This window comes from Oribacterium sp. P9 (assembly GCF_046365365.1).
Lineage (GTDB): Bacteria > Bacillota > Clostridia > Lachnospirales > Lachnospiraceae > Oribacterium.
Window position 1 is genome coordinate 1 of sequence record NZ_JBKEIS010000012.1, and the last position, 26,441, is coordinate 26,441.

Consider the following 26,441-nt stretch of genomic DNA (forward strand, 5'->3'; position numbering starts at 1 on the left):
ATAGTGCCGGACTGTCGGTATCCGTTCCTTCGGAACAGGGGTACATTTGAACCGTAATATTCACTTTATATTTTGAATGTGATTTATGCGAAACGAGATCAGTTGAAGGCTTTAAAAAGCATGACAGTATAGATATCAACAGAACTTTCAGGATAATACTGGTAGAAATTATATTTTTATCGTAAGATGACGTGGAATAATATGGCAGCCCCGGGCGGACAGTGACGTCTGCGTCGGGGCTTATTTTTTTCTGGCTGTTGTACAGGTTTCTGTGCGGTTATTTCACGGTGAGATTCACACTTAAAATTGACCCGGGTCAGTTTTGAGTGTGAATCTTCATCGACTGCCGGGAGGCGCGGGCGCGCTGACTTTCGGGCACTGCTGCGCGCCGGCGGAGCGATGATGTAAGGGGCGGAGGCATTGGCCGAAGACATAGCAGCGCCGGGTGGTTAATATAATTTGGATTATGATAATTTGAATTATATTAACAACCCAGTGCTGTATTTATAACTCTTCGAAGCTAGAGAAGCTGATCTTCCTGTATCAGTAGAAGCCGTGGATTCTCTTCTGCGATGCTGGTCAGGCGGTCTGTGAATCCGCTTTTTGAGAAGAGTCCATAGATGATTTCGTAATCCTTAAAGGCTTTTGCCAGATCCGGAGATTTGGCTTTCTCCTGCAGGGATGCGTACACGGCGACATCTACCGGCTTCTGGTGGTATTTACACTCGCCGAGGAACAGACGTCTGTTTCGGTTGTCTACGGCAGCCACATCGATTTCGGTGTCGTCTTCATGGTCGTTGCACCAGTATGCACCGATGCGGGATGGTGTGAACTCGATCTGCTGTCTGCGGCACAGTTCTGCGAAAATATCGCGGCAGATGCTTTCATAGGAAAAGGCCACAAACTTCTGCTGAAAGTCTTTTTCCATCTGATCCAGCACGATCTGCTGATTTCCCAGTTCCAGCTCTCCTTTGAAAGGATATACATAGGTGAACCAGAATCGGATGAAGTTATCGGCTACATAATAGAGGCCTTTTCGGGAGCGCTCCGGATTTTTTTCAGTGCTCGGGACATGTTTCGCGACATATCCGAGGTCCATCAGCGTCTTCAGGTATGGCGTGATCGCAGCGCTGTCCTGTCCGATGCTAAGACCGATTTTACTCAGCTTGTGGTTTCCGTCTGAGATTGCTTTGAGCACAGAAAAATAATTCACCGGCGCCTGCACTTCTTCGTTCAGAAGGAAATCCGGTTCTTCATAGAGGAAACCGTTTTTCGACAGTATCACACGCTGAATCTGCTCGATCAGTGGCTCATCCGGCTGAAAGAGCTCCATGTATTTCGGCACGCCGCCTGTGATGGCATACTGCATGACGGTATCTTCAAAGGACATGTTTTGCGTTACGTATACGTCGGTAAATGGCAGCGGCATCAGGCGAATCTGCGCGGTTCTTCGTCCATAGAGTGGGCTGTCATATGACAAGGCATGCTTTTTCATCATGCTGATCAGTGAGCCGCTGAGGATGAGCATCACATGGTGATCTTTCAGTATTTCATCCCATGCATTCTGCAGTATCGACGGAAAATCCGGGTTCGTTTTCACGAGATAGGGAAACTCATCGATGACCAGAACCTTTTCTTCATCCGGATGATCGTCTGCTACCAGCTGAAACAGATCCAGCCAGTCATCGAACGTGACTTTCGCGAGCATCGGATTATTCATGCCACGTGAAAGGACGGAGGCAAAGCGCTTCCGGCTCTGTGCTTCACTTTCCGTCGTCGCCAGAAAATAAAACGCACGCTTATCTTTTATGAATTCTTTGATCAGCGTCGTTTTTCCGACCCGTCTCCGTCCATACACGATGACGAAACCACTCTCTCGCGTATATTCCGCATTCAGCGTCGCGAGCTCTGACGCTCTCCCGATGAAGTCCATATAGTCCGCCTTTCTTAATTAATATAATTTGAATTATGATAATTTGGATTATATTATCGATGTTTGATTGTGTCAATCTTTGAGAAAATGGAGGTGCTGTATTTATACCTCTACGGGTATATAGTGTCTGACCCCATTATGAAATTCTTAAGAAGGTCATGTCGGTGATGGCATGCGGGAGGATGTCGAGAGGCGGGATTACGTTGGGTGTAGAAAGTGCCGTCGGAGACAAGGAGCCGTGAAGCTGTGCCTCTGGAGTCCGCGATGAGAGAAAGCTGGCCTGCAGAGATGATGTCTGGGCGTCGAGAACAAAGGCTTCAGATTGTGTGGAGGGCCAGCGTTGCATCAGTGGGGAGCGGTTCATCTGCGCGATGATTTTCTGCATTTCCGGACTTTCTTTATCAATGTAAAATCGACAGCACATAGACAACTCCTGTGGGATCAATGCATGTTAAGTTCCTGCAGTGAGTGTTGTTTTTTACGCGGTTCATTGCGAGGATAGACTATATTTGATTATAGCTTGTTCGGTCAGTCACCACAATATACTGGCAAAATGAGGCTTTCACGAAGTGAGGTTTTCCATTCTACGTGGCATTAACTTTTTTAGATTTTTTCGCAAGCCCTGGAATTCCAGACGGTGTGACATTATGTACCTTTCGCAAATTCCGGATTTCCGCTGCGCATGCCATTAACTTTTTTGAGTTTTCTCGCAATCCCCTCGATTTCAGAAGTCGTGACATTAGGGAGTTTTTACAAAGAGACGATTTTCTGGCTGCATGACATTATGTTTTTTCGCAGAGGGGACAATTCTGGAAGGCGTGACATTATGTTTAGTGCGCCGAGAGCCCTTGCCGAAGCTTTTTCAGCGAGATGTCGTGGGGCGAGATAATGTCACTGGTCGAGAAAATGGTATATTTGCGTCAAAAACCGGAAATCTGCTCGAGAATTCTCTGCCGGGATTCGTCAGAGTTAATGTCATAAGGTTGCCGGGAGGCAAGTCTGCGAAAAACATAATGGCAGGAGGACTATTTACGACGAGTCTGCGAAAAACATAATGGCAGGAGCGACCGGAAAGCGCTTTTTGCGAAAGCCAGTCACAGGAACGGCGGAGCGATGATGTAGAGGGCGGAGGCATTGACCGAGGACATAGCAGTGCCGGGCAGTTAATATAATTTAGATTATGATAATTTGAATTATATTAACTGCCCAGCGCTGTATTCATACCCCTTCAGTTATATGAGTTCTGTACTGATTGGGAAGACGGCGTGGTCAGTCGTCCTCCGAGAGGATGTCGCGGCGGAGGATGTGCCGGAGGTCTGCGCTGCTGAGGTCCTGCACGAGGTGAGTGACGAGGGCGATGGTGGCGTCGATGTCAACGGTCCTGCAGAAGTTGTAGTGACTGTGCACGTAGCGGCTCGCCTCTTCATCACGCGTTGAATACGTACTTGTCGAGGCGGTCAAAGGCTTCCTGAACTCTGGAGAGTGGAAGTGCGAGGTTGATACGTAAGTGGCATGGGCCGTGGAACATACGACCGTCCTGACAGGCGACGCCGACATCCCATGCAGCCTTTTCGACATCTTCGATGGTCTTTCCGTGCTTCTCACACCACTCGCTGCAGTCAACAAACAGCATATAGGTTCCTTCCGGACGGGCTACAGAAACACCCTCGAAGTGATCCCGGATATAGTTGCAGGCATAATCGATATTTCCGGTGATGACTTCGCGGAGCTCTTCAAGCCACTCATATCCTTCCGGCTGATAAGCACCGATCAGCGCGTGCATGGAGAGGACATTCATGCTGTTATAGTGTCCTAAGCTGGACTCCTTTTCTACGCGGTCACGGATATGCTTGTTATAGATGATGTGGTAGCTTCCGATCAGACCGGCGAGGTTAAAGGTCTTACTCGGTGCATAGAGCGCAACGGTACGCATCTTCGCATCCTCCGATACGCTCTGTGTCGGGATATGCTTATGGCCGGTGGTGATGATATCGGACCAGATTTCATCTGAGATAACCATGACATCATGCTTCTTATAGATCTCCATGGCCTTTTCGATCTCCCAGCGCTCCCATACACGACCACAAGGGTTGTGCGGTGAACAGAAAATGGTTGCATGGATGTTATGCTCCACGATTTTCTTCTCCATGTCCTCGAAATCCATACGCCATACGCCGTTCTCGTCCTTTACGAGCTCACTGTGAACGATGTGGTAGCCATTGTTCGTCAGACTGTTGGTGAAGCCGATGTAGGTCGGCTTGTGGACCAGCACGTTATCTCCTCTGGAGCAGTAGACATTAAGTGCTGAAATCACGCCACCGAGAACACCGTTTTCATAACCGATGCACTCCGGGGTCAGGTCGGTGACGCCGTTTCGGTTCTTCTGCCACTGGATGATGGCGTCGTAATACTCTTTGCGTGGGGAGAAGTAACCATATGCCGGGTGCTTCGCCCGCTCGATGATGGCTTTCGGAATCGTCGGAACGGTCGGGAAGTTCATGTCGGCTACCCACATCGGGATGATGTCGAAGCCGTCTTTCGGTGGCTTCGGGGCCATCTTCATCTGACCGAGCGCTTCTACTGCGATCGCGTCTTTACCGACACGATCCATAATTGACGTAAAATCATACTTCATCTTCTTATCTCCTTTAACTATACTTTTTAAAATTATACCATCACGCCTTATAAATAGTACATGGAGATTAAACAGATGAAGCTGGCAGTAATTTATGATTCAAAAAGCGGCGGACCGTGTGGAGCCTGCCGCTTTTTAAATGGAAGGATATTTATCCGACTGGGAAACGCTTTTTGTGAAAGCCAGTTACAGAAACTGCGGCGTGACGATGCGGAGGCCGGAGGCATGGACCGCCACGAAATCACAAGATGTAGTTAAGCATACACAAGATGTACTGTCGCTCTTTCGGGGAAGGATTATAATTTATTTAAGATGCCGATTCCCTTCCAGGATGGGGTATAATGTGATCAGAGATCGCACGGTCGTGGTGCGGAGAACTGCGGTGAAAGCCACGACCGTGCAGGTCGACTGCATCAGCCGAAGGCGCCGGAAGCGTGCCACGGCGTGCAGGGGCTGGCTGTGGCGGACGAAGCTGCGGCGGTGAAAGCCACGAGCGTACATGTCGACTGCATTAGCCTGATCAGAGGGGGGAGCGGTATGAAGATCGCGATTGTAGATGATATCAAGGGCGAGGCGGAGCGTCTTTCGGGCCTGGTCGCGCACTACCTGTCGACGCATGGACTGTTCTGTGATCAGACGGATCTGTTTGCGAGCGGGGAGGCCTTCCTCGAGCACTTCGAGTCGACACGTTACGATATCATCTTTCTCGACATCTATATGAGCGGTATGACCGGCATGGAAACGGCGCGGCGGATCCGGGAGCAGGATACGAACTGCAGTCTTCTCTTCGTGACGACGTCGCCGGATTTCGCCATCGACAGCTACGACGTGAATGCGACCTACTATCTGCTGAAGCCGGTGAATGAGGCGCAGGTCACGCGGGCGCTGGACCGCTGCAACATGGACCGCATCGAGCGCGACCGCTATGTGATGGTGCCGTCTCAGGGGAAAAATGTGCGGCTGTTTCTGCATAACATCGCCTACACGGAGTACGTGAGCCGGCGGATCATGGTGTACATGAAGGATGGCGGGACGCTGGAGGTGAATCTGAGCCAGAAGGAGTTTCAGCAGCTGCTGCTTCCGTTCGACTGGTTCTGCGACTGCATGAAGGGCGTCCTCGTGAACTTCGAGGATGTGCATAAGCTGCAGAGCGACCATTTCGACATGAAGTGCGGTGCCACCATCGCGATCAGCCGACTGAAGTACAGCGATGTACGTGAGCGGTACCTCGACTATACCTTTAAAACGCTGAGAGAGGGGCAGGCGCTATGACCGAACTGATCATCAACGAAGCACTGAATACATTTCCGTTCCTTTTCGTGGGGTACCTGCCGGCGCTGGACAGTCTCCGCTCTTCGAAGCGGCGCACCCTTCTACGCATACTCCTCTGGGAGTGCGGATATCTATGCATCTTCGGGCTTCTGGTGAAGCTCGGCTTCCCTGCGGTGTACGTGCAGTACCTCGCGGCCCCGCTGTTTCTCGTGCTGATGATGCTGAATTCCCGGACGGACAGGTGGATCATCCTCTTTCATTTTATTTTTACGATCGACTATCTGCTGGCGATCCGCGCCGCGACCTTCTTCCTCTGTGAGAACAACATCTCCCTCGATTTTTACAGCTGGCAGGCCGGCGTCGTGACGCTCGTCATGACGCTCAGTACCATGATTCCGATGTCTACATTTCTGCACGAGATCCTTAGGACGCTGATATCCGTCGAGATCCATGATTTCTGGATGACGGCGTGGCTGCTTCCGTTCGTCGCGACCACGATGATCCTGCTGCTCACCGGCACGATCCGGGACGGCCATGTCGGCAGTCTCGCACTGCTCGCCCGTATCCTGCTGCTGCTCTGTATGTTCATGCTGAGTCATCTGCTGATCCTCTTTATGAAGAATCTGCAGGAGCAGATCATCACGAACGAGCGAAACAAGACCATGGAAAATCTCCTGCGCGTCCAGACGGAGCAGTTCGAGATGCTGAAGACGCGCATCATGGAGAGCCGGCGCGCCCGCCACGATTTCCGCCATCATCGCATGGTGCTGAAGGAACTGGCGGACCGGAATGACCTCCATGGGATCCGGACCTACCTCGCTGAGTACACTGCAGAGCACGTGGATACGCCGTCGAAGACCTACAGTAACAACCCGACCGTGAACGCGGTCGTCGCTTACTACGCGGGGCATGCGGAAGCCGCCGGGATCCGCTTCACCGCCCGTGTACAGCTCCCGGAGCGTCTTCTGATTCCGGACCCGATCTTCTGTGTCCTCCTCGGAAACCTCCTCGAGAATGCCGTCGACGCCTGTAAGACTGAGCTGAGTCGTGGCGCATCGTCGGGCGCTGCTTCTGCCGAGGCCAATGCCGGCGGACTCGTCACCGAGGTGGATACTGTTCCGGCCGCAGCCGACAGCCTCACTGCCTCCACCGCGGCCACGGCGATCGATCCGCGCGTCGGCGTGTCCTCGGCTGCGGATATCCGTTCTGATCAGGCCATCCGCGTGATCGTAAAGCAGAACGGCGACGCCTGCCTCTCCATCGTGGTCGACAACACCTGCAGCCGGAAGCCGATCTGGGACGAGGGCGAGCTCGTCTCCACGAAGCACGAAGGTCACGGCGTCGGCACTGTCTCGATCCGCTACATCGCCCAGCGCTACGACGGCGATGCCCGCTTCGAGTGGCGTGACGGCATCTTCTACGCCTCCGTCATGCTGAATCCACAGAGCCCACCGAATCCATAAAAACACAGCATCGTAAACGAACAGCCGGGTGTTTCCACCCGGCTGTTTTTCTGTCTTAAGAATTTCGTAAGGGGGTCTGACCCCATAAACTCGAGTTTAGATTCTGTTTAGAAAAAATTAATGGGGTCAGACCCCATTAATTTACGCCTTCGCGGAGTAATCGCGCGGGCCGTAGATGGCGGTGCCGATGCGGACGATGTTAGCGCCTTCCGCGATGGCGAGCGGGTAATCGCCGCTCATGCCCATGGAGAGGTACTGCATGTCGACGCTGCCGGCGTAGCGCTGTGCGGCTTCCTCGTAGAGTCCGCGCATCTTCGCGAAGAAGCGGCGGGTCTCGTCTTCGCTGGCGTCCGCCGGCGGGATCGCCATGAGGCCACGAATATCGAGGTGCGGGGTCGTCGCGAGCAGGCGCTCAAACAGAGACCAGAGGCCGTCTGCATTGACCCCGCTCTTACTGCTTTCTTCGCCAATGTTGACTTCCAGAAGGATATCCTGCTGAAGTTCCCGTTTCGCGGCTTCCTTCTCGATCGCGAGGGCGAGATGCTCGCTGTCCACGCTCTGGATCAGCGACGCACGGCCGACGACCTTCTTCACCTTGTTTGTCTGAAGATGGCCGATAAAGTGGCCCGGCTTCCCGAGGTAGGCGCCCGCATCCGTCTTCTCGACGAGCTCCTGTACGTGGTTCTCGCCGAAGATGTCGATCGGAAGCTCTGCGCTCGCCCTGACCTCCTCGACGGTACGTGTTTTGCAGGCCGCACAGAGAAGAATCTCCTCCGGCTTCCGTCCTGCACGGATCGCCGCCTCGGCCATCGTGCGGCGGATCTCCGCGACCGCCTGCTGCATCCGCTCCATCTGTTCCTGTTCTATCATGCCTTTCCTCCCTCATACGGCGTATAGTGTGCGCGTTCGCCGCCCCATAATCTCGGGGCGTGTTTTCGCGCAGACTACATGTGCCGCTATCTTCTCTATCATGCCTGGTCTCCCTCGTACGGCGTATAGTGCGCACGTTCGCCGCCCCATAATCTCGGGCGTGTCTTCGCGCAGACCACGTGTGCCGCGCCGATCTGTGAAATACGCAGTCTCACCGGCACGGCGACGCGCTTCAGATGCATCCCGATCAGCGTATCGCCGATATCGATCCCGGCGTCCGCACGCACTTCCTCGACCGCTACCGGGTCCTCGAAGTGCTGCCAGCAGGTCGTCGCCCAGCTGCCGCCCGCATGTGGCCACGGGCAGACCGACACGATCTCATAGCCGTTTCGAAGCGCACACGCACGCTCCACGATCACGGCACGGTTCAGATGCTCACAGCACTGCGCCGCGAGATCGATGCCCTTTTCCTGCAGCACCGGCGCGATCCCCTGATACACCGCATCCGCGACCTCCATACTGCCGATCTTCCCGATGTGCCCGCCGAGGATCTCACTCGACGAACAGCCCACCACAAGCACACTGTGCTCGCGAAGCTCCGTCTGCTCCAGCAGCGCACGGATCACCTGCGACGCCTCTCTCGTGATTTCATGTAATTCAGAATCTGTCATATCGATCACCTCGCTTTATAAAACAACAGGATAGACTTTTTACTTTCCCTAGTATAGTGCACCGCCTGTCCGAAGAGAATATCCAGTTGCCGGAAATTAAATGATGCCAACCCACTTACACTCGCAAGGGGCTGACACCGTCATTTCATGTTCGCGACGCGATTTGAACGCGCGACCTTCCGCTTAGGAGAACCAAGGATATTGTAGACTTCCTTCCGGGTGATCAAAAGCAGTCTGGCCATTTCCGGCATCGTCATGGATGCGGCTTCCAGCTCTGCATCTCGTTCCCGGTCAGCTTGGGTTCGATACTTGGTCTGCGTTTTGTACCATGCCTCAAATACATCCTTTCGGATACGCATCCAGGTATCTACCTCAAAGGTCTCAATGTGATCCCGTTTGATCAGGGTATAAACCGTGTCATCGGATACACCGAGAAGATCTGCCATTTGTTATCCCCACATTTGTCCTCGACACCCCTGGGAACTGACAGGTGCTCTGACCTGCCGGGAATGCATTCAGGCGTCTGGCTGCTACCAGATCCATGGGAATCTAACCCCTCCGTGGTTCTCACCGAGCTGCGTACAGAAGTATCATTGTGCTGTGATGGATCAATGCTGTATATCGGAAGCAATCCGATACTTACAGGCCGGTTCACGCTCCCGCCTTCTATTGGCGATCGTTGCGTTCATCCGCTGATGTGGCTCCCCATCACAGGGCTGTGCCTGAAGAATGGTATGTATTTTTCAAGGTTCCTGTAGAGGAGTCGTTTGGCTCCTTACATGTACAAGTTTAGCCCGTACGGATGGATATTTTTAGGTGCCGGCTGTACGGGTTGCCCGCCCTAGTTGTACGGATTTGCTTTAGTTTCACTACCACAAAGGGGCATTACGACAAAAAAATTAAAAAAAGCAGGTCCAGACACGCTGAAATAATTACCCAGTGTATCTAGACCTGCCTTTTGGGCTGACGGGCTGGTGCCCTTGTCTATCTTTTACTTACATTTAATTCGATTCTAACTCATTTTAATTCATTTCGTGTTGAGTTAAATTTGTTTTTAACTCGTTATTGTGAGTTAAAATGCGTTAAATGTAAAATGTCCCGCCTTCTAACAGAATTTCCGAAGCGATGTCTGAACTTGCTTTTTCGTGCAAATTGAGATCTTTTGAACTTGCTTTTTCGTGATCTCGGATTAATTTCGGTGCCCAGTGTAAGAGGGAACAAATCAACTTTATATTTGTGCTGACCGCCGGGATGGCTGTACGCGAGCCGCATTTTCAGTGATTCATCGCAACCACCATTTTGATACAATCCAACGATTGCACCCCCTCCATCCAGGCATTGAATTAGGCTACTCTTCATTTTATGGCAAGATGCAAAGTAGAGTAGTCTTTTCTTTCACGAAAAAAGAGATATCAACCAGGGTCAATATCTCTTTTTCTTATTATAATTCACTTGTCAAGCCTAAAACAGGAAAAATGCTTCCATCTATATATGCGCTATCGCCACTTATCTGTTTTTTCTCTTTCATATGCGTGTTCTCCCAAAATCTCTTTTCTGCCCCGCGTGTCAGCGACCGACCCGCACTTTATCGCAGGATAATGTAATCCGTAGGTGCTTCCAGCTGTCCGCCCTCTTCCACCAGGCGCTGTGTCAGGTATTCTTCTGTCTTGGGGCCGGTGGTATCCACTTCAGAAATTCCCATCTTCTCCGTAACAAGGTTCAAATACCAGTTCACATCGCCGTAAGCCATGAAGGAATACAGTTCACAGTGCCGTCATCATAGGTATAGCTGTCCAGATAGGAACCGTAATAGGTGCTCGCCAGTTCGGTGTTGCTCAGGTCATACAGGAAATCCTTCAGCAGCACCGCGTCCTTCAGGGCAAAGCGGCGCACCGTCAGAATATCGGGCATATCGTCGTGATCTGCACGGAAACGGTAGTAATCCGTGGAGTTCGTGGCCAGAACAAATTCAAACTCCACCTCCGGGAACAGGTCGCAGAGGTACTGGGTATAGGAATCCAGCATCTGATTGCCCCAGCAGGCAACGACCACCTTTTCCTTTTTTTCTGTCTGGGGTGTGCTGTTCTCCCCAGCAGTTCCATGATTGGCATTCTGGCCTGCGCAGCCGGTGAGCATGGTTGCTGCCATGGCCACGGCAAGCAGCAGGGTAAGTATTTTTTTCATAGACGTTCTCCTTTTCTCTCTGTGAAAAATGGTTTGCGCATTCAATGGTCGAGATTTCTCGCGATGGTCTTTACCACCTCGTCCATCACGATCGGCTTTGAAAGATGCCCATTCATTCCGGCATCCAGAGAAGCCTGAACATCCTCGGCAAAGGCGTTCGCTGTCATTGCTATGATGGGAATCGTGCGTCCGTCAGGACGGTCGTCGAGACTTCGGATGGCCTTAGTGGCCTCATAGCCGTTCATCTCCGGCATCTGAATATCCATCAGAATTCCGTCATAATAGCCTTCGGGTTTGCTCCGGAACAGCTCCACTGCCGCACGGCCATTTTCCGCACGCTCACTAAGGATGCCCTCCATGTCCAGCAATTCCATCAATATTTCCGCGTTGATGTCATTGTCCTCCACCACCAGCATCCGGAGCCCCTCCAGCGAAACACCTGTTGCGTCAGGCTTGGTCTGGATCCGGCACTCCGAAGCTACTTTCTTCAGGGTAGACATGGAGAAAGGAGCCGGCAAAAAGCCGTTTGCCCCGGCACTGCGCGCGTCTTTCTCCTTGCCAATCCAATCGCTGTCGATCAGAATCAGCTCTGGCGCATTTCCGTAATGCATCCGGATGCTTCGGATGGCTTCCAGCGTATCCATATCCGGCAATGTGTGATCCAACAGGATCAGGTCGAAGGCGGCATCCTCCGATAGATTCCAGGCAGCGGTGCTGTCGGTGGCATACTGCAATTCCACACCGGTTCCCGCCATCAGGCTATAAATGGATTTGCAGATTTTCTCGTCAGACCCCAGAATCAGCGCTTTTCGGATGCCCTGCTCCTTCCAAAACGCCGAATCTCCATCTTCCACCGCCGGACGCAGTTCCAGTTCAACCTGAAATGTGCTTCCCTTTCCCTGTACACTGTCCACACGGATGGTTCCGCCCATCAGGTCAACGATGCTCTTGGTAATGGTCAGGCCAAGGCCCGCGCCCCGGATTCCGCTGACCGTACTGTTCTTCTCACGGACAAAGGGATCAAACACATGGGGGACAAAATCCGGGCTCATTCCTATGCCGTTATCCATAACCTCGAAAAGAAGATGAACATAGCCCGGTGTGGTCTGGGCAAGCCCATGGACAGTCAGTGTCACTTCTCCGCTCTGAGCGGTATATTTGATGGAATTGTCCAGCAGATTGCCCAGCACCTCATTCAGGCGCAGCTTATCACCAATCAGACGCTCCTGGGGAACACCAAAAGCATTGATCTTCAGCGTTTGCCCTTTCTCCTGCGCCTGAGGCTGAAATACGAAAGTCAGCTCCTCAAGCAATTCCGAAAGGGAGAAGGTTGAAAGATTCAGGGAAGTCCTTCCGCTTTCGATCTTGGACATATCCAGGACTTCGTTGACCAGGGTCAGCAGGTGCTGTCCGGATGCTTTGATCTTCCGGCTGTAGGAGCGTACTCTGTCGGGGTCTGCGGCATCCCGATCCAACAGGCCGGACAAGCCAATCACCGCATTGAGCGGCGTGCGCATATCGTGGCTCATGTCAAACAGGAAGGTTCGCTTTGCCTCGTTGGCTGCCTGCGCCGATTGATAGGCATCCTCCAACGCGATGCGGCTGCGCTGCTCTCTTTCTTTCAGCTCCGATACATCCTGCACTGCTACCAAGACCGACACCGGAACCCCACGCTTCCGCTTCAGGCACAGGACGGAGATCTGCCACCAATTAACGCCGCTGCCACGGACACGGTTCTCGTATTGCAGGTAAGGCACATCCGCTGTCAGATGCTCCTGAATCGACCGGACGCTGAACCGCTCTCTGTCGTAGCTTTCCGCTTGCGTATCCACAATCCGGTCAAGCCAGTAATTGCGCAGGTCGCTGTATGTACCCTCAACCGGAAGCGGATTGTTACCGGACTTGTCATCGTCTTCCAGAATCGTGTAAGTGTCGTGCTCCAGATCAACCAGGATGAATCTGCGGAACAGATGGGATGTGGTGTCTACAATGTCCCGCATCTCTTGCTTCTCCCAGGTGAGTTTCTTCGTCTGCCTTGCGTTCTCCAGAAGCAGCAGAACAACATACAGCGCGGCAAGAATCACCAGCCACACCATCAGACAGGTCGCGGCTTTATTGGATTCACTCAGCATTTCGTTGGTAACGCCAATGGGAAAGACCTGCAGCAGCATCCAGTTGCTTTGGGGCAGCTTCGTCACATAGGCTGCGCTGGAGCCATAGGAATTGGTGTAGGTGAAGCTGACGGAGCCGCCGGTGTAGAGGGCATTGGTGAGAATATCCACGGCTTCCTGATCCGCCCCATCGTTCCGATTCAACGTTTCCAGGATGTTTTCAGGCTTTTCTTCCTTAGAGCTGGCGATTACGGTTCCGTCCGACAGGCAGAGATAGGTGTCCGCGGCTTCCCCAAAGTAAGAAGAAGTGATGATGTTGCGCATCTGCTGCTGTCGATAGCGTCCGGTAAGAACACCGACCACTTCTCCATCCAGCCGCAGCGGAGCATAGAAGATCACCAAATCCTCGCCGCTGACGCGGCCGTTGGAGATCATGTCCATACCGGAATTGCCCTGCATGCCGTCCTGAAAATATACCCGGTCAGTCACATCGGCCTGCAAGCCCCGGTTATCCGTGTAAATTCCTTGGGCATCCACATAACCGATGTAGTCAAAAATCGTGGACTCTGTCAGTTCTTCCAACACTTCCACATTGGCCTGTGACGCGTCCAGGCTTCGCTCATAAATATGGGCGATCGCGCTGATGCTGTTTTCGGCACCAACCAGCAAGTCATCAATACGCTTTGCTGACTGCGTGGCCGCGTCCGCGATATAATTGGCATTGCGTTCCAGTGTCATCCAGCGGTTCGAACTGAGATAAACGAAAAAGCCCGCCAGAATCAAACCAAGCAGGACAGCTGCCAGAATGATTCGCCGCCACAGGTTATTCTTTTCCCGCATTTGTGCCTCACTCCTCTCCTGTGTTTTCTATGAAATATCCTGATTTTCAGGTTGCTTTCATTTTCTATCTCTTTGTCGCGGTGGCGTTTATGGGATATTTCGGCTCGTTTCCGAGCTTTTAGTTTCCGGATATCATTTCCCGTTACATAATTTGAAAAAGTCATCCCGGCTTCTCGCCAGGAATTCCGTTCCTGAAACAGAAAAAATCTCAAAAAATGCATTTTATGTTTTGAAATCCGAAAGAATGTGACATACTGAATGTCAATAAAGTTCGAAAAAACTTGAAAACAGTCACTTAAAATTACATGTGCATCATTTTGCATTACAAATCTGGAGGAAGCCAATGACGATTCAAGAGTGTTATCAAGTATTGGGCGGAGACTACGCCCAGGTGGAAAAGCGGCTGCCGGGCATCCATCTGATCCGGAAATTCATTGCCAAATTCCTGGATGACGGGAGCTATCCCGAACTCTGCCGGGCAATGGAGCAGGGGTAGACGGAGGAGGCCTTTCGCGCCGCCCACACCCTCAAGGGCGTAAGCGCAAACCTCGGTTTTGACAGGCTGACGGCTTCCTCGGGGGAGCTGACCGAGCTTCTGCAAGGCCGGTGCAGGAATTGTCCGGCTGACCCTTATTTCTTCCACAGACAGCAACTGCCCTTGTGTTTCTTCTTTGCCCGATACAGAGCGGCATCCGCCCGTTCGATCAGCTCCGCGGAGGGGCGCTCATCCGTGCCGCACAGGGCAATACCGCCGGAGCATGCGGCCTGGAGACCGTCCGGCAGAGGGAATTCCTGAAATTCCTTGCAGATAGTCTCGCCCTTCTGCAGGATCGAATCCAGAGAGGCGATACGCCGGAGAACCACCACGAATTCATCTCCGCCGTAACGGCAGAGAATATCTCCGTCCCGGGTCTGACGGCGGAGCAGATCTCCGAAAAAGCAAAGCATTTCATCCCCCTTGTTGTGGCTGAACTGGTCGTTGACCTTCTTCAGATCATCCAGATCAAACAGATACATGGCCAGAGGGAGATCCTCCTGACGCAGCGCGTCCAGAGCGGCAAAGAAACCTCTGCGGTTCAAAAGACCGGTCAAATAGTCCCTGCCTGCTTCGTCTATCAGCAGCTGCTCCCGGACGTGGTGGGCATCCATACGCATCATCTGGAAAACCCTTCTGCGCAGATCCTTCAGCGGATGGTGCTTGCACAGGAAATCATCGGTGTCCAGTTCTTGCAAATACTCCTCGCAGCTCTCGCCATAGGGCATCGTGGTCAGTATGGGGATCCGCCAGCAGGCAGGGTCCTGCCGGATGGCCTTTACCAGCGCCAAAGCGCCCTTTTCCGGAAGGGTGGCGCTGAGGATCACCGCGAAAACAGAAGCTTGGCCGCTTTCCCGGATGCAGGCGATTCCCTCCTGAGCGGTAGCCGCCTCCAGCACCTCATAATGGCCTTCAAAGAGCTCCCGGACTTTCCCCCGGTATTCGGCATCCTCATCCGCCACCAGCAGCTTCACCAGGTCGGTTTTGGCCTGCGGGGCGGCATCGGAGGGTTTCGGATACTTTGGCGGCTGGGCCTGCAGCAGTTTCTCAAACTCCCCGGCGGGCATGGGCCTCGCAAAGAAGTAACCCTGAACGTAGTCGCAGCCGATCTCCCGCAGGCGCTCCAGCTGCTCCCGGGTCTCCACGCCCTCCGCCACCACGCTCAGATTCAGCCAGCGGGCCAGTCCCACAATGAACCGCAGGATTCCCTGCTCCATGGGCTTGGAGGTTTCGCTTCGGATGAACTTCATGTCCAGCTTCAGGATGTCCAGCTTCATCTGGTTGAGCATATTGAGGGAAGAATAGCCGCTGCCGAAGTCATCCATTTCAATGATGAAGCCCAGCTCCCGCAGATGCTCCACGGTGCTGAGGATCTGAGCCGGGTTTTCCGTATAGGCGCTCTCGGTCAGCTCCAGATGGAGCTGGGCGGGCTCCACGCCGTATTTCCGGACGATCTCCAGCAGCGTATCCGCCAGGTCGGCATGGCAGACGTCCGCCCGGGACACATTGACCGACACCGACAGCTGAGGATATCCTTTTTCCCGCCAGAGGCGCAGCGTGGCACACACATTTTCCCAGACATACCGGTCCAGCCGGGTGATAAAACCGTTTTTCTCAAACAGGGGAATGAATTCTCCCGGGGACAGAAAGCCCAGCTCCGGGTGAACCCAGCGCACCAGAGCCTCGGCCCCCGCCAGACAGTCATTGTTCAGGCTGTACTTCGGCTGATAATAGACAACAAACTGCCCTTCGTTCAGTGCGGTCTCCATGGCCTCCGTAATGGCCTGCTCCCGCAGCAGCTTGCCCCGCAGAACATCATCATAGACCGCGAAGTGGCAATTATACTGATCTTTAATGCTGTCCACCGCCAGATTGGCCCGATCGCACATCTGCTCCACCGGAACGGAACGGTCAGTGATCTCGTAGACGCCCCACTTCATCACCACGTTGCAGCTCCTGCCGGATTCCGCCTGATCCGAGTCAAAGACAGCCCGGTCCCGGGCCTCCTTTCCGGACTCCTGCAGGCATATGAACCGGTCCGCGCCGAACCGTCCGCAGATCCCCGACGGCTCCACCGCCCGGCGCATGGCGTCCGCGGCTTCCCGCAGCAGCCGATCCCCTTCCGCCACGCCGAAGGAATCATTATACAGCTTAAAATTTACAATATTGGAGCAAACGATGCTGTATTCTCCCTCCGGATCCTCCCGAAGCCGCTCCCGCACCTTCTTATAGAAGAACTCCCTGCTGAAGAGCCCGGTCAGCCGGTCATACTGGAACAGATTCACCATGGCGGCTGTTTCCCGCAGCTTAATGATGCTGGCGACCCGGTGCAGAATCACCTGGGGCCGGTAGGGCTTGGGAACAAAATCCGTGGCGCCGTGAGCCAGGGCGGCTACCTCATCGGCCTCGCTGTCGCTCTGGGTCATGATGATGACGGGGATCAGAGAAAGCCTGTCATCTGCCTTGATTCGGTCAAGAAATGTAAAGCCGTCCATGACGGGCATCATCACATCCAGCAGGATCACAGCAATGTCATCGGCGTGCTCCCGCAGAACGTCGAGGGCTTCCTGACCGTTTTCCGCCTCCAGAACCGTATACGCATCGGACAGGATCTCCTTGAGTATCTCGCGGTTGAGCATATTGTCTTCAACAATTAGAATCTGCTTTTGCATAGATAGTCCTTTCTCTCTTTGATCTGATCAAAAACGCATTGCCGGAAAGCAGGCGGCGTCAGCGGTTCAGATTCCGTGCAATGTTTTTCACAACCTCGTCTATTACAATCGGCTTGGCGATATGGCCATTCATTCCCGCATCCAGAGATGCCTGCACATCCTCCGCGAAAGCGTTGGCCGTCATAGCGATAATGGGAATCGTCCGGGCATCCGGGCGGTTCTGCAGGGCACGGATGGCCTTTGTAGCCTCATAGCCGTTCATTTTCGGCATCATAATATCCATAAAAATGATGTCAAAGGTACCCGGCTGGTTTGATGCGAAGATTTTCAAAGCCTCTTTGCCGTCGGCGGCTCTGGTGACCTGAATTCCCAGTTCCTCCAGCTGCACCATTGCGATTTCCGCATTCAGATCATTGTCCTCTGCCATCAGGATCTTCGCGCCTATCAGGTTCACCTTTGCGGCAGGAAGCCCCTGTGTCTGAACATTGCTTTCATCGGTAAGCTCCAGGGGAATCTCAACGGTGAAGGCAGAGCCCTCACCTTTTTTGCTCTCCACAGAAATGGTGCCGCCCATCAGGTCCACATACCGCTTGGTGATCGCCATGCCCAGACCGGTGCCCTTGTACTGTGTCCGTGCGCCGTTATCCTCCTGAGAAAACTCATCGAAGATATGCTCCACAAACTCCTCGCGCATGCCCACGCCCGTATCCACAATCCGGTAGCGTACCATGATGTGCCGGTCATCTGCACCGGGATGGTAGCTGGCTTCAAAGGCGATGGTACCGCCGTCCTCCGTGAATTTCACCGCATTGCCCAGGATATTCACCAGCACTTCCCGGATACGCACGGCATCGGCCAGTACACAGGGCTTCTCCGGGATGGCCAGATCGGTGTGGAATGCGATATTCCGGTTGGACAGGAATCCCTGCATGATGCTGAGCACTGTATCTGCCACCACTGTAATATCAACGGGAATGGGTGCGAATTTTATCTTGCCGCTCTCGATGCGGCTGATATCCAGCACATCGTTGATGAGGGTCAGCAGGTGATCAGAACTTTCTCTGATCTTTTCCAGGCAGCCCCTCACTTCCGGTTTCGGTTCATGCTTCATGGCAATGTTGGTAAAGCCGATGATAGCATTCATGGGCGTCCGGATGTCGTGGGACATGTTGTTCAGGAAGGTAGTCTTTGCACGGTTTGCATTCTCCGCAGTATGGAACGCATCCTCCAGTCTCTGGTTGATCTTCTTGTCCTTGGTGCGGTCGGACAGATCCAGAATGTACTTCTTCTCACCCTGAATATCCGTGCAGAAGACCACCACACGGAACCACAGCTCCTCGCCGGTTTTCTGGTGGATGTACTCCCGATCCCACTCGCGTTGTTCACCGGGCAAAATGGTCGACAGCTGATCCAAAATGTGAACCGATTCGTCCGTCCGGATCAGATGCTCGATCTCATGGATATCATCGAGGACCTGCTGTTCTGAAATACCGACCAGCTTCTCGATATTGGGGCTCACATATTCCACGCGGAGATCATTTGCATCCACCATCAGGAAGACGTCGTCCACATTGACGGACAGCTTGGAGAACAGCTCGTCACGGGCAAGCAGCTCGTTGTCCTTCCGTCTCAGCTTCTGCCGGTTTTGCTGGATCACCAGCAGCAAAAGCATCACGGCCAGAGCGATGGCAATACCCGACACCACCAGCATGGTGGTGGATTGCAGCTTGTTCATGCTGGAATTGACCACATCGGTAGGCACAATACCCACAACAGTCCAGTTTTGAAAATTGGCGGACTCATACACCAGATAATTGGAGACGCCGTTGATTTTGAACAGCAGCGAACCGGAATTGCCGGACAGGAAATCCTGCTGTAAGGCAGTGATCTGATCGTCGGTCAGACTTTTCGATTCCTCCAGCAGAACAAAGAGATTGTGGACGCTGTCCATAGCCTCGCTGCTGTTGTCCACGGCAATGCGTCCGTCGGGCAGAACCGCATAGGTGCTGGCCTGTCCGGCAAAGGCAGATATCTTTAAAGCGTTCACCATGTCGGAATTGTTATAGGTAATGGCGATGGCCTCATAGTCAAAGCCACGGTAGCTGCTCTGCTTGGCGGGAATCGCAAACACCATGATCTCCGGCTGATCCGGGACAACGGAGTTTACAACGATGGGCTGTTTTTCCAGGATCAGGTTGGGAAGCTGGTCCCGCAGGTCCAGATAGCCCCTGTTTCCGGTCAGGGTAAGATATTCGCCGTTCCGGGAGATGAAATAAAAATCCGTGAAATTGCTCTCCTCCCGCGCCTGGTCTACATAGGCGAGGACCTCCTCGTCACTTTCCGCTTTCTCCAGATAGGGCACCCACATCCGCATCCGGCTCCAGTTGACCGAGACCAGATTATATAATTGCTGGTTTGCCTGATGAAAAATCTCCGTCAGGTGGGCGGTGCTCTCCTCGTAAATCGTCTGGGAGACAAAGTCAAAGTAGGCAGAACCCGCCCAGATTACCCCTGCGACCAACACAAGGGACAGCAGCAAAGCTGTCAATCGTTTTTTCACCGCATTACCCTCCTCTCGGCTTTCTTTCGCCCTGTCATTACCCCTGAAGTATGGTCACATACTCGGTAGGCTCCAGGAACTGTTTCGTTTTCTCCAGTGCCTCCTGCATACACTCCTGACTGGAGTAATCGTCCACCAGATAGGCCTGCCGCTTTTCCTTCAGGTCTGCAGGCATGGGGCAGTTACAGAAGTTCTCATGCTCCAGGAAGGTGTCCGCACCTACCAGCATCAGGTTGTAGGTGGCATTCTCATCCAGAGGTTCCCCGTTCACGGTCACTTTCTCCAGACGGAACTTGCCCCGCTCGTACTCGGTGACGGTGTACTCCAGACCGCTGGTGACGGGCATCAGATTGCGGTGCCGGATGGGATTGGAGCCGTCCTCCTTCACATTCACCAGCCAGTCCATGAACCGCCAGACCTCCTCGCCGGTGTACTCGCCCAGATAGACGGAGTTGCGGGCGGTGAGCACCCACTTGGCCTGCTGGAGGGTGTAGTCCCCGGCATAGATGGAGGTGCTGGCTGTGGGAGAATAGCCAATGGCGATATCGGCTCCCATGGAGGAGCGGATGGTGTTCATCAAAGAGGAGGCCGCGGCGCTGCCGTGGTCGGTGAATTCGTTGGAATAGGCGCTCTCCTGCGTGAACATGACCTGCGCCGCATCCGGGTTCTTATAGTCGGTGATCTGTGCGTCGAATGCGTTGTAGGCGGCCTTCGCGTCATATTCGCCCGTCATCATCCTGTGACCCACATCCCGAGAGATGGCAAACACCTCCGTGGAGGCCAGACGCATATACAGGTGGTTGCTGGCGATGCAGTCCTGCACATACCGGAGGGCAGGACTGGAGGTGATATTCACTTCCTTGTTGTAGGACAGCACGGAGGTACCGGCGGCAACATGCTTTTGTCCTTCCTCGCTGAAAAGGGCTGACAGCACTTCCATCACGGCTGCCCGCTTGGCCTCGTCCTGTTCCACGGTTTTGGACACGGCCAGCTGGCACATGGGATAGGTCAGCAGCCAGTTGTCCTGCTCGGTTTCTCCGAAATAGGGCAGGATCACGCTGTTGATCCCCCGCTCCTGCGTGATGTCGTCTGCCAGAGCCGCCGTGTTGCGCACCATAGCGGTCTTTCCCTGGAAATAAGGTTCCATCGTGACAGAAAACTGCCTCTCCTCGTCGCCGGGCTGGAAACGGACATCCTTTAAGAACTGCTCGTACTTTTCAAAGACCTTCGGCCAGACCGTATCGTCCAGACCCACCTGGTGATCTTCCGTTTCACTCTCATATTTCATGCGCCACTGGGTACCCTCCAGGCTCATCAGCTCCGGGATGGCGCAGCCCTGCATGGTCTCCAGGCAGGTATAGTCGTAGTTCCAGTCGCTCTGGAAGCCCTTGATGCCCACGGCCTCAAAGGCGTCAATGGCGGCCACGAACTCGGCATAGTTGGTGGGCAGGGGGATGTTGTACTGGTCAAACAGATCCTTGTTGGCCATGATGCAGTCCACCTCGGCGCACATGGGCAGCCAGCGGATGGCACCGTTGGTTTCCCGGTTGACCTCTAAGTAGCTGGAGTAGAAGGTCCCCGCCACCTCGGTCTGGCTCAGGTCCATCAGATGCTCAGCCAGAGGAGCCGCGTCGTTCAGGGAAAACCGGCGGCAGGTGATGATGTCCGGGATCTCCTCTCCCCGGGACAGCAGGTCCTTGTAATATTCTATGGTGTTGAAGCTCTGGATAAAGGTAAACTCGATCTCGGGGAACTTCTCCTCCAGCCAAGGAGACAGTTCCTTGAGCATGGAGCGGTCCCACATATACATGGAGATCGAGATTTTATCATCCGGTTTCTTACTGCCGGCGCTTTGCTGCCCTCCGCAGCCTGTCAGCATCGCCGCCGTCATAACAACAGCAAGCAGCAAAGAGATCCGTCTTTTCTTTTTCATTTGTGTTCTCCCTCTCATGATTTTTCTGTTAAAAAAATCTTGTACCAGTTCAGAGCATTCTCTCTGTTCTTACAGGAATTTTGCCAGGCTCCTCAGCAGGCGGGCGGAATTTGTGGGCTTTACAAGGAAATCATCCATCCCGATTACAGCCGCCCGTTCCCGATTCTCCGCAACTGCGTTTGCCGTAAGGGCGATAATGGGAATGTTTGCCCGGATTCGGTTCGGGAGCTTTCGGATATTTACGGTTGCCTCATAACCGTCCATCACCGGCATCTCAATATCCATCAAAATGAATTGATAATACCCCGGCTCATGTTCTTTCACCGCGGCAACTGCTTTACTTCCGTTATCAGCCTCTTCAAAAAGCAGCCCGTGATCCAAAAGCACTTCCGCAAGAATCTCACGGTTTAATTCATTGTCATCAACAAGCAGAACCCGTTTCCCCTGCAATTGCTCAATTTGCACAGGTTCGATCTCGTCAGCTTCGTCATGGAATGACTCCCCAAGTGCAAAGGAAATGGTTCTTTCCATATTGCCATGGACAACGCCGAGTTTATCCAAATACAAATCCACCTGGGATCTGTGTCTCCGGCAAATCTCTGCATAACCAACTGCACTGTTCAGTTCCGTTCGCAGCTCCCTTAACGACTTTTTGCGGAACTCATCAACTTTGCTGGCGGCTTCCAGTTTCTTTTCCAGAACGCCCATTCTTTCGACAATCTGCTTATGGTTTTCCTGGGAACTAAAGCGATGTCCATCCGGGAATTGAAATTGTAGTTCAACCTCAACGCCTAAAACATCAAGGCATTTTTGAAGTTCCTCAAAAGTCATACTCTCTTTGGATAGTTTTCTATACAGAGAGGAGGGGTACAGCCCTATACGCTTTGCCAATTCTGCTTTGGAAATCCCCATCTGAGAACAGATACCATTAATTATTTCTGTCGTATTCATACTATAATCCCACCTGATCTAACCCAATAATAACGTTTTATGCATCATAACGTTTTTGTTACGTATAATCAATAGCAAATAGAAAGAATTTAAGATACAAAACATCCAAAGAACATGAAATAAATCTTTGGAACAAAAAAGAAGGGGCATATCAAAGCCCCTTCATGAAACCTCCTGCGAATTCTTTAATTGACCTACCAGATACGGAATAATATAGATCAGGTTCGGCTTTCCCAGTCCCTGCCGCTTTCTCTCAATGAGACCGACCTTTTCCTCCAGATCCGAGAGCAACTGGATCGCTTTCTTGTTTCCGCAGTTCATGTCCGCCATGATTTCTTCAATCGTGCAGATGATATACACGCGGCCCTGTTCATCGATCCATCCGTTTTTCGCAGAGAGGGGAACGCGGTCCAGTAAGATGCCATACAAAGTTTTCGCCTCAGCAGACAGATATTTGAACCGGTCATTCGTAAAAAGCACCTTGGGAACCCGGTAGAAGGCAAACTGTTCTGCCTGAGGTCCATAGAAATAATCAAACACTCATAGTCACCACCTGCTTTCAGGAGAATTTATCGCGCTTCAGAGGCTTTTTGCGAAACACATCCTTATCCTTACCGTAGGGACACCTGGTGAACTGGCACCGGTGATACTTGAAATCCGGGCGATAGTAGAGGCAGTGAGCGCAGCTTCCGGGTATCGTATTTCAGATTTCTGCGGCGATAGGAGTGATTTATCACAGATTTACACCCAGATACACCGGTGAACACGGAAACATGCGCCATTTTTAGCGGAATCACCAGTTCAGGGCGTTTTTCCTTATTAGATAAAAGCCCTGTTTCTTTAGCACTTTATCAACGAAGCCTCTTTTTTATTAGAAGAAACGCGGAAGATTTCGTGAAAAATCTTCCGCGATAGTGCGCTGGCGTCCCTGACTGGATTCGAACCAGCGGCCTTCCGCTTAGGAGGCGGACGCTCTATCCTGCTGAGCTACAGAGACGTATTAGATTATTTTTAGCTTGCTGAGATGTTTTCGCAAGCCGATGCATGGCAACAAGAAGAGCCAAGGAAGTCAATCTGGAAGAGACCAGAGAGTACTACCAGGATTCTTACAAGCCAAGTGATATAATAACAGAAAACGCTGAAATATCAAGGTTTTCCGGTACCATCAAAAGAAGAAAAGGCGTGAAGCGCGGCAAGCAATTTCTTAATTGCTGCCGCGCGATCGCCCACCCTCTGGGTGGGTGATCGCGCGCGAATTTTTAAGTGGCAAGGCCGAAAACGCGGCGAAACAAAATCCCAATTGGCGCGTGTTGCACCGCAAAATTTATTAGAAATCAGGCTAAAAAATTGGCCAACGGATTCGAACTCAGAACCCAAAATAAACAATTGATCATACCGCCAATTTTAGAAAAAGTGGGCAAAAATGCCCCAAAATCATGCCCAAAAAGAGGACAATTTTTTAAAAATGGCGGATGATAGCATCCTTCTTAGGAGGCGGACGCTCTATCCAGCTGAGCTACGCAAACGTGCTATGTAATTTATAAAACACTTAATATTAACATATCCATGAGAGACTTTCAATCGCCATCACTTATACAGCTTCACGTGCGCGTACACGCGGCCTTTTTTTGTGGTATTTCCGGTGCCGGTGAAGATGAACTTGCCGTGGCCGCGGACGGAGATGCGTTCGTCCGGCTTCAGGATGTAGCTGGTGTCGGTGACGGTGCGGCCGTCGATGAAGACGTTCTCTGCGGTGATCAGCTCCTGCGCTTTCGTGCGGCTCAGGCGGTAAACCATCGCGAGTACGGCGTCGAGGCGCTCGGAGGCGACGGAGCCGGACAGCTCCTCCCACGCGGGTTCGAGGGTGCAGGCGGACGGCGGCACGACCTCGCAACTCACCGAGGTGTGCTTCACGCGGGTGAATTCGCGGGCGATGATGTCGGCCATATCACTGAGCACGAAGATGAAGGCCTCGGCGTCCCCACAAAGGATGTCGCCGATCTGGTCGCGCTCGATGCCCATGTTCATGAGGGCCCCGAGGTAGTCACGGTGCGTGAGCGCATCCGTGAACTTCCGATTCAGCGGCGTCACATGGAGGCAGCGGATGACATCCCCCTGTGCCGGCTCTTCGGCGAGGAAGCTCTCCTCTGTCATGTAGTCCGGGAGGAACACGACGACGTTCCGGTCGGCATCTGCACGCCCGCCGAAGATAAGGTACGGCACACCATTCACCGCGTGCACCTTGCTGCTGATGCCCTGCTTCCGGAGAATCGCATGAAACTGCGCGAGCTCGGACGCCGCAAGGAAGCATGTATGCGTGAGATAGTTGCTGATATAGGCTTTTTCAGAGAGATCGCGGATGCGGCCCTCGAGAAGTGCATTCTGGTCCATAAATCTTTCTCTGTTTTACTGTACGTGAGGCCAATGCTGTCGGCAGGAAGCACATACCTTCGCGGGAAATCGCCGGCTGCGGGCGGGTTCCATGTATCCGGCCGGAAGCATTGGCCCGGGCATGCGCGGGCGAAATCACTGCAGGTAGACTTTGTACCGCTGCAGCAGCTCCTGGTTCATGTCGACCGTCATGTGGATGCCGTCGTCTTCGTAGCTCGTTTTGTGCACGCGGGCGCGCTCCTGGAGGTCGTGCTCGACCTGGCCGGCGGTGTACGGGATGATGAGGTCCATCGTGATGTAGCCGGCGAAGAGCTTCTCTTCGATCTTCTCGAGGAGGAGGTCGAGGCCCAGGCGGCCTGCGGCGGAGATGTAGATCTTATCGCCGCGGTCGATCGGGAGCTCCGAGAGCGGGTACTTCCGGTCAGCCTTATTCATGACGTAGATGACCGGGATGGCGCCGGCACCGAGCTCTTTCAGGGTGCGGGTGGTGACGTCCATGTGCATCTGGTAGTTCGGGTCCGAGCAGTCGACCACCTCGAGGATCAGGTCGGCATTGACCGCCTCCTCGAGCGTCGAGCGGAAGGCGTCGACGAGATCGTGCGGGAGGTCGTTGATGAAGCCGACGGTGTCGGACAGGAGGAAGTCGCGATGGCTGCCCGGAGTGATCTTCCGAACGGTGGTATCGAGGGTCGCGAAGAGCATGTCCTTCACCATGACTTCCTTTTCCTCGTCCGGACAGCAGGCCTCGAGGAGCCGGTTCATGAGCGTCGACTTGCCGGCGTTCGTGTAGCCGACGAGCGCGACCTGCGGAATGCCGGAGGCCTGGCGCTTGCGGCGCTGCGTGTCGCGGTTTTTCGTGATCTCTCGAAGCTGCTTTCGGAGCTCTGACATGTCCTTCTCGATGCGGCGACGGTCGAGCTCGATCTGGGTCTCACCGGCACCCTTGTTCGACATCGAGCCGCCGGTGCCGCCTTGTCGGCTCAGGTTCTGACGGAGACCGACGAGACGCGGAAGCATGTACTGCAGCTTCGCGTAGTCGACCTGTAGCTTCGCTTCCTTCGTGCGGGCGCGGTCCGCGAAGATGTTGAGGATCAGGTTCGTACGGTCAATGACTTCGACCTCCAGGTCATGTGCGAGATTCGCAAGCTGTGACGGCGAGAGCTGGTTATTGACGACCACGAGGTCTGCGTCGAGCTCGAAGACGAGCCCCTTCAGCTCCTGAACCTTGCCGGAGCCGATGTAGCAGGCGGCGTCCTGCGAAGCGAGGTTCTGCGTGACATCTGCCACGACCTCGAGCCCCTCCGCCTCGGCGAGGCCTGCGAGCTCTTCCATGGAGACCTCGAAGCCGTCGCCGCCGAGGCAGACGCCGACCAGGATGGTCTTTCTTCGCTTGATATTCTGATCTGTTTCGAACATGTAA

Annotated in this window: 22 protein-coding genes, 1 tRNA gene and 1 pseudogene; 7 read left to right on the forward strand and 17 right to left on the reverse strand. The window is 53.4% G+C overall.

Annotation, left to right across the window (positions count from 1 at the left end; all coding sequences use genetic code 11):
- Positions 1 to 520: 520 nt before the first annotated feature.
- Positions 521 to 1,933: an ATP-binding protein gene (locus tag ACK8P7_RS07860; protein ID WP_410043665.1), complete on the reverse strand. Its 1,413-nt coding sequence runs from the start codon at positions 1,931 to 1,933 to the stop codon at positions 521 to 523.
- Between the two features lie 136 nt (positions 1,934 to 2,069).
- Complete coding sequence (locus tag ACK8P7_RS07865; protein ID WP_410043666.1) at positions 2,070 to 2,357, reverse strand: hypothetical protein; 288 nt, start codon at positions 2,355 to 2,357, stop codon at positions 2,070 to 2,072.
- Positions 2,358 to 3,169: 812 nt separating this feature from the next.
- On the opposite strand from ACK8P7_RS07865, the gene ACK8P7_RS07870 reads away from it, so the two are divergent.
- A complete protein-coding gene (locus ACK8P7_RS07870) occupies positions 3,170 to 3,370 on the forward strand; it encodes a hypothetical protein (protein ID WP_410043667.1) in 201 nt (66 codons plus the stop codon).
- Here ACK8P7_RS07870 and ACK8P7_RS07875 read toward each other — a convergent pair.
- A complete protein-coding gene (locus tag ACK8P7_RS07875) occupies positions 3,360 to 4,568 on the reverse strand; it encodes a MalY/PatB family protein (protein ID WP_410043668.1) in 1,209 nt (402 codons plus the stop codon). The two genes, ACK8P7_RS07870 and ACK8P7_RS07875, sit on opposite strands and share 11 nt — an antisense overlap.
- A 343-nt stretch (positions 4,569 to 4,911) precedes the next feature.
- Here ACK8P7_RS07875 and ACK8P7_RS07880 point away from each other — a divergent pair, with 343 nt between their 5' ends.
- Genes ACK8P7_RS07880 through ACK8P7_RS07890 form a run of 3 tightly spaced genes read left to right on the forward strand, consistent with a single transcriptional unit; the run spans position 4,912 to position 7,303 of the window.
- The gene (locus ACK8P7_RS07880) at positions 4,912 to 5,052 is read left to right on the forward strand and encodes a hypothetical protein (protein WP_410043669.1); all 141 of its coding nucleotides are present in this window, start codon (positions 4,912 to 4,914) and stop codon (positions 5,050 to 5,052) included.
- Between the two features lie 53 nt (positions 5,053 to 5,105).
- Entirely contained in the window at positions 5,106 to 5,840 is a 735-nt protein-coding gene (locus ACK8P7_RS07885; RefSeq protein WP_410043670.1) for a LytR/AlgR family response regulator transcription factor, read from the forward strand.
- On the forward strand, positions 5,837 to 7,303 hold the full coding sequence (locus tag ACK8P7_RS07890; RefSeq protein WP_410043671.1) for an ATP-binding protein: 1,467 nt from the start codon (positions 5,837 to 5,839) through the stop codon (positions 7,301 to 7,303). Before ACK8P7_RS07885 ends, ACK8P7_RS07890 begins: the two co-directional genes overlap by 4 nt.
- A gap of 141 nt (positions 7,304 to 7,444) precedes the next feature.
- Here the strand turns inward: ACK8P7_RS07890 and ACK8P7_RS07895 are convergent, their stop codons facing one another.
- From ACK8P7_RS07895 to ACK8P7_RS07920, 6 genes are all read right to left on the reverse strand, one after another.
- Positions 7,445 to 8,173 (reverse strand): YggS family pyridoxal phosphate-dependent enzyme, encoded by a 729-nt coding sequence (locus ACK8P7_RS07895; RefSeq protein ID WP_410043672.1) that lies wholly within the window; start codon positions 8,171 to 8,173, stop codon positions 7,445 to 7,447.
- Positions 8,174 to 8,271: 98 nt separating this feature from the next.
- Complete coding sequence (locus tag ACK8P7_RS07900; RefSeq protein WP_410043713.1) at positions 8,272 to 8,850, reverse strand: TIGR01440 family protein; 579 nt, start codon at positions 8,848 to 8,850, stop codon at positions 8,272 to 8,274.
- 134 nt (positions 8,851 to 8,984) lie between these two features.
- Positions 8,985 to 9,290, reverse strand: a complete 306-nt coding sequence (locus tag ACK8P7_RS07905) for a hypothetical protein (RefSeq protein WP_410043673.1) — start codon at positions 9,288 to 9,290, stop codon at positions 8,985 to 8,987.
- A gap of 1,139 nt (positions 9,291 to 10,429) precedes the next feature.
- On the reverse strand, positions 10,430 to 10,594 hold the full coding sequence (locus tag ACK8P7_RS07910; protein ID WP_410043674.1) for a hypothetical protein: 165 nt from the start codon (positions 10,592 to 10,594) through the stop codon (positions 10,430 to 10,432).
- On the reverse strand, positions 10,576 to 11,028 hold the full coding sequence (locus ACK8P7_RS07915; protein ID WP_410043675.1) for a hypothetical protein: 453 nt from the start codon (positions 11,026 to 11,028) through the stop codon (positions 10,576 to 10,578). Before ACK8P7_RS07915 ends, ACK8P7_RS07910 begins: the two co-directional genes overlap by 19 nt.
- A 41-nt stretch (positions 11,029 to 11,069) precedes the next feature.
- Complete coding sequence (locus ACK8P7_RS07920) at positions 11,070 to 13,979, reverse strand: response regulator (protein WP_410043676.1); 2,910 nt, start codon at positions 13,977 to 13,979, stop codon at positions 11,070 to 11,072.
- A 343-nt stretch (positions 13,980 to 14,322) separates the two neighbouring features.
- On the opposite strand from ACK8P7_RS07920, the gene ACK8P7_RS07925 reads away from it, so the two are divergent.
- The gene (locus ACK8P7_RS07925) at positions 14,323 to 14,475 is read left to right on the forward strand and encodes a hypothetical protein (RefSeq protein ID WP_410043677.1); all 153 of its coding nucleotides are present in this window, start codon (positions 14,323 to 14,325) and stop codon (positions 14,473 to 14,475) included.
- 15 nt (positions 14,476 to 14,490) lie between these two features.
- Positions 14,491 to 14,598 (forward strand): annotated as a pseudogene (locus ACK8P7_RS07930) (Hpt domain-containing protein); the annotation flags it as partial.
- Positions 14,599 to 14,609: 11 nt separating this feature from the next.
- Here ACK8P7_RS07930 and ACK8P7_RS07935 read toward each other — a convergent pair.
- The 6 genes from ACK8P7_RS07935 to ACK8P7_RS07960 form a co-directional block, all read right to left on the reverse strand.
- On the reverse strand, positions 14,610 to 17,186 hold the full coding sequence (locus ACK8P7_RS07935; protein WP_410043678.1) for an EAL domain-containing protein: 2,577 nt from the start codon (positions 17,184 to 17,186) through the stop codon (positions 14,610 to 14,612).
- A gap of 58 nt (positions 17,187 to 17,244) precedes the next feature.
- On the reverse strand, positions 17,245 to 19,746 hold the full coding sequence (locus ACK8P7_RS07940) for an ATP-binding protein (protein WP_410043679.1): 2,502 nt from the start codon (positions 19,744 to 19,746) through the stop codon (positions 17,245 to 17,247).
- A 37-nt stretch (positions 19,747 to 19,783) separates the two neighbouring features.
- The gene (locus tag ACK8P7_RS07945; protein WP_410043680.1) at positions 19,784 to 21,679 is read right to left on the reverse strand and encodes an extracellular solute-binding protein; all 1,896 of its coding nucleotides are present in this window, start codon (positions 21,677 to 21,679) and stop codon (positions 19,784 to 19,786) included.
- 69 nt (positions 21,680 to 21,748) lie between these two features.
- A complete protein-coding gene (locus ACK8P7_RS07950) occupies positions 21,749 to 22,630 on the reverse strand; it encodes a response regulator (protein WP_410043681.1) in 882 nt (293 codons plus the stop codon).
- Positions 22,631 to 22,792: 162 nt separating this feature from the next.
- Entirely contained in the window at positions 22,793 to 23,170 is a 378-nt protein-coding gene (locus ACK8P7_RS07955; RefSeq protein ID WP_410043682.1) for a replication initiator protein A, read from the reverse strand.
- Between the two features lie 380 nt (positions 23,171 to 23,550).
- Positions 23,551 to 23,627: transfer RNA gene (locus tag ACK8P7_RS07960), tRNA-Arg, on the reverse strand.
- A gap of 47 nt (positions 23,628 to 23,674) precedes the next feature.
- Between ACK8P7_RS07960 and ACK8P7_RS07965 the strand changes: the two genes are divergently transcribed.
- Positions 23,675 to 23,875, forward strand: coding sequence for a hypothetical protein (locus ACK8P7_RS07965; RefSeq protein WP_410043683.1), 201 nt, complete (start codon positions 23,675 to 23,677; stop codon positions 23,873 to 23,875).
- Between the two features lie 342 nt (positions 23,876 to 24,217).
- On the opposite strand, the gene ACK8P7_RS07970 is transcribed toward ACK8P7_RS07965, so the two are convergent.
- Both ACK8P7_RS07970 and hflX read right to left on the reverse strand, forming a co-directional pair.
- Positions 24,218 to 25,021, reverse strand: coding sequence for a YlmH/Sll1252 family protein (locus tag ACK8P7_RS07970; RefSeq protein WP_410043684.1), 804 nt, complete (start codon positions 25,019 to 25,021; stop codon positions 24,218 to 24,220).
- Positions 25,022 to 25,156: 135 nt separating this feature from the next.
- Entirely contained in the window at positions 25,157 to 26,437 is a 1,281-nt protein-coding gene (gene hflX / locus ACK8P7_RS07975) for a GTPase HflX (protein ID WP_410043685.1), read from the reverse strand.
- Between the last annotated feature and the right edge of the window lie 4 nt (positions 26,438 to 26,441).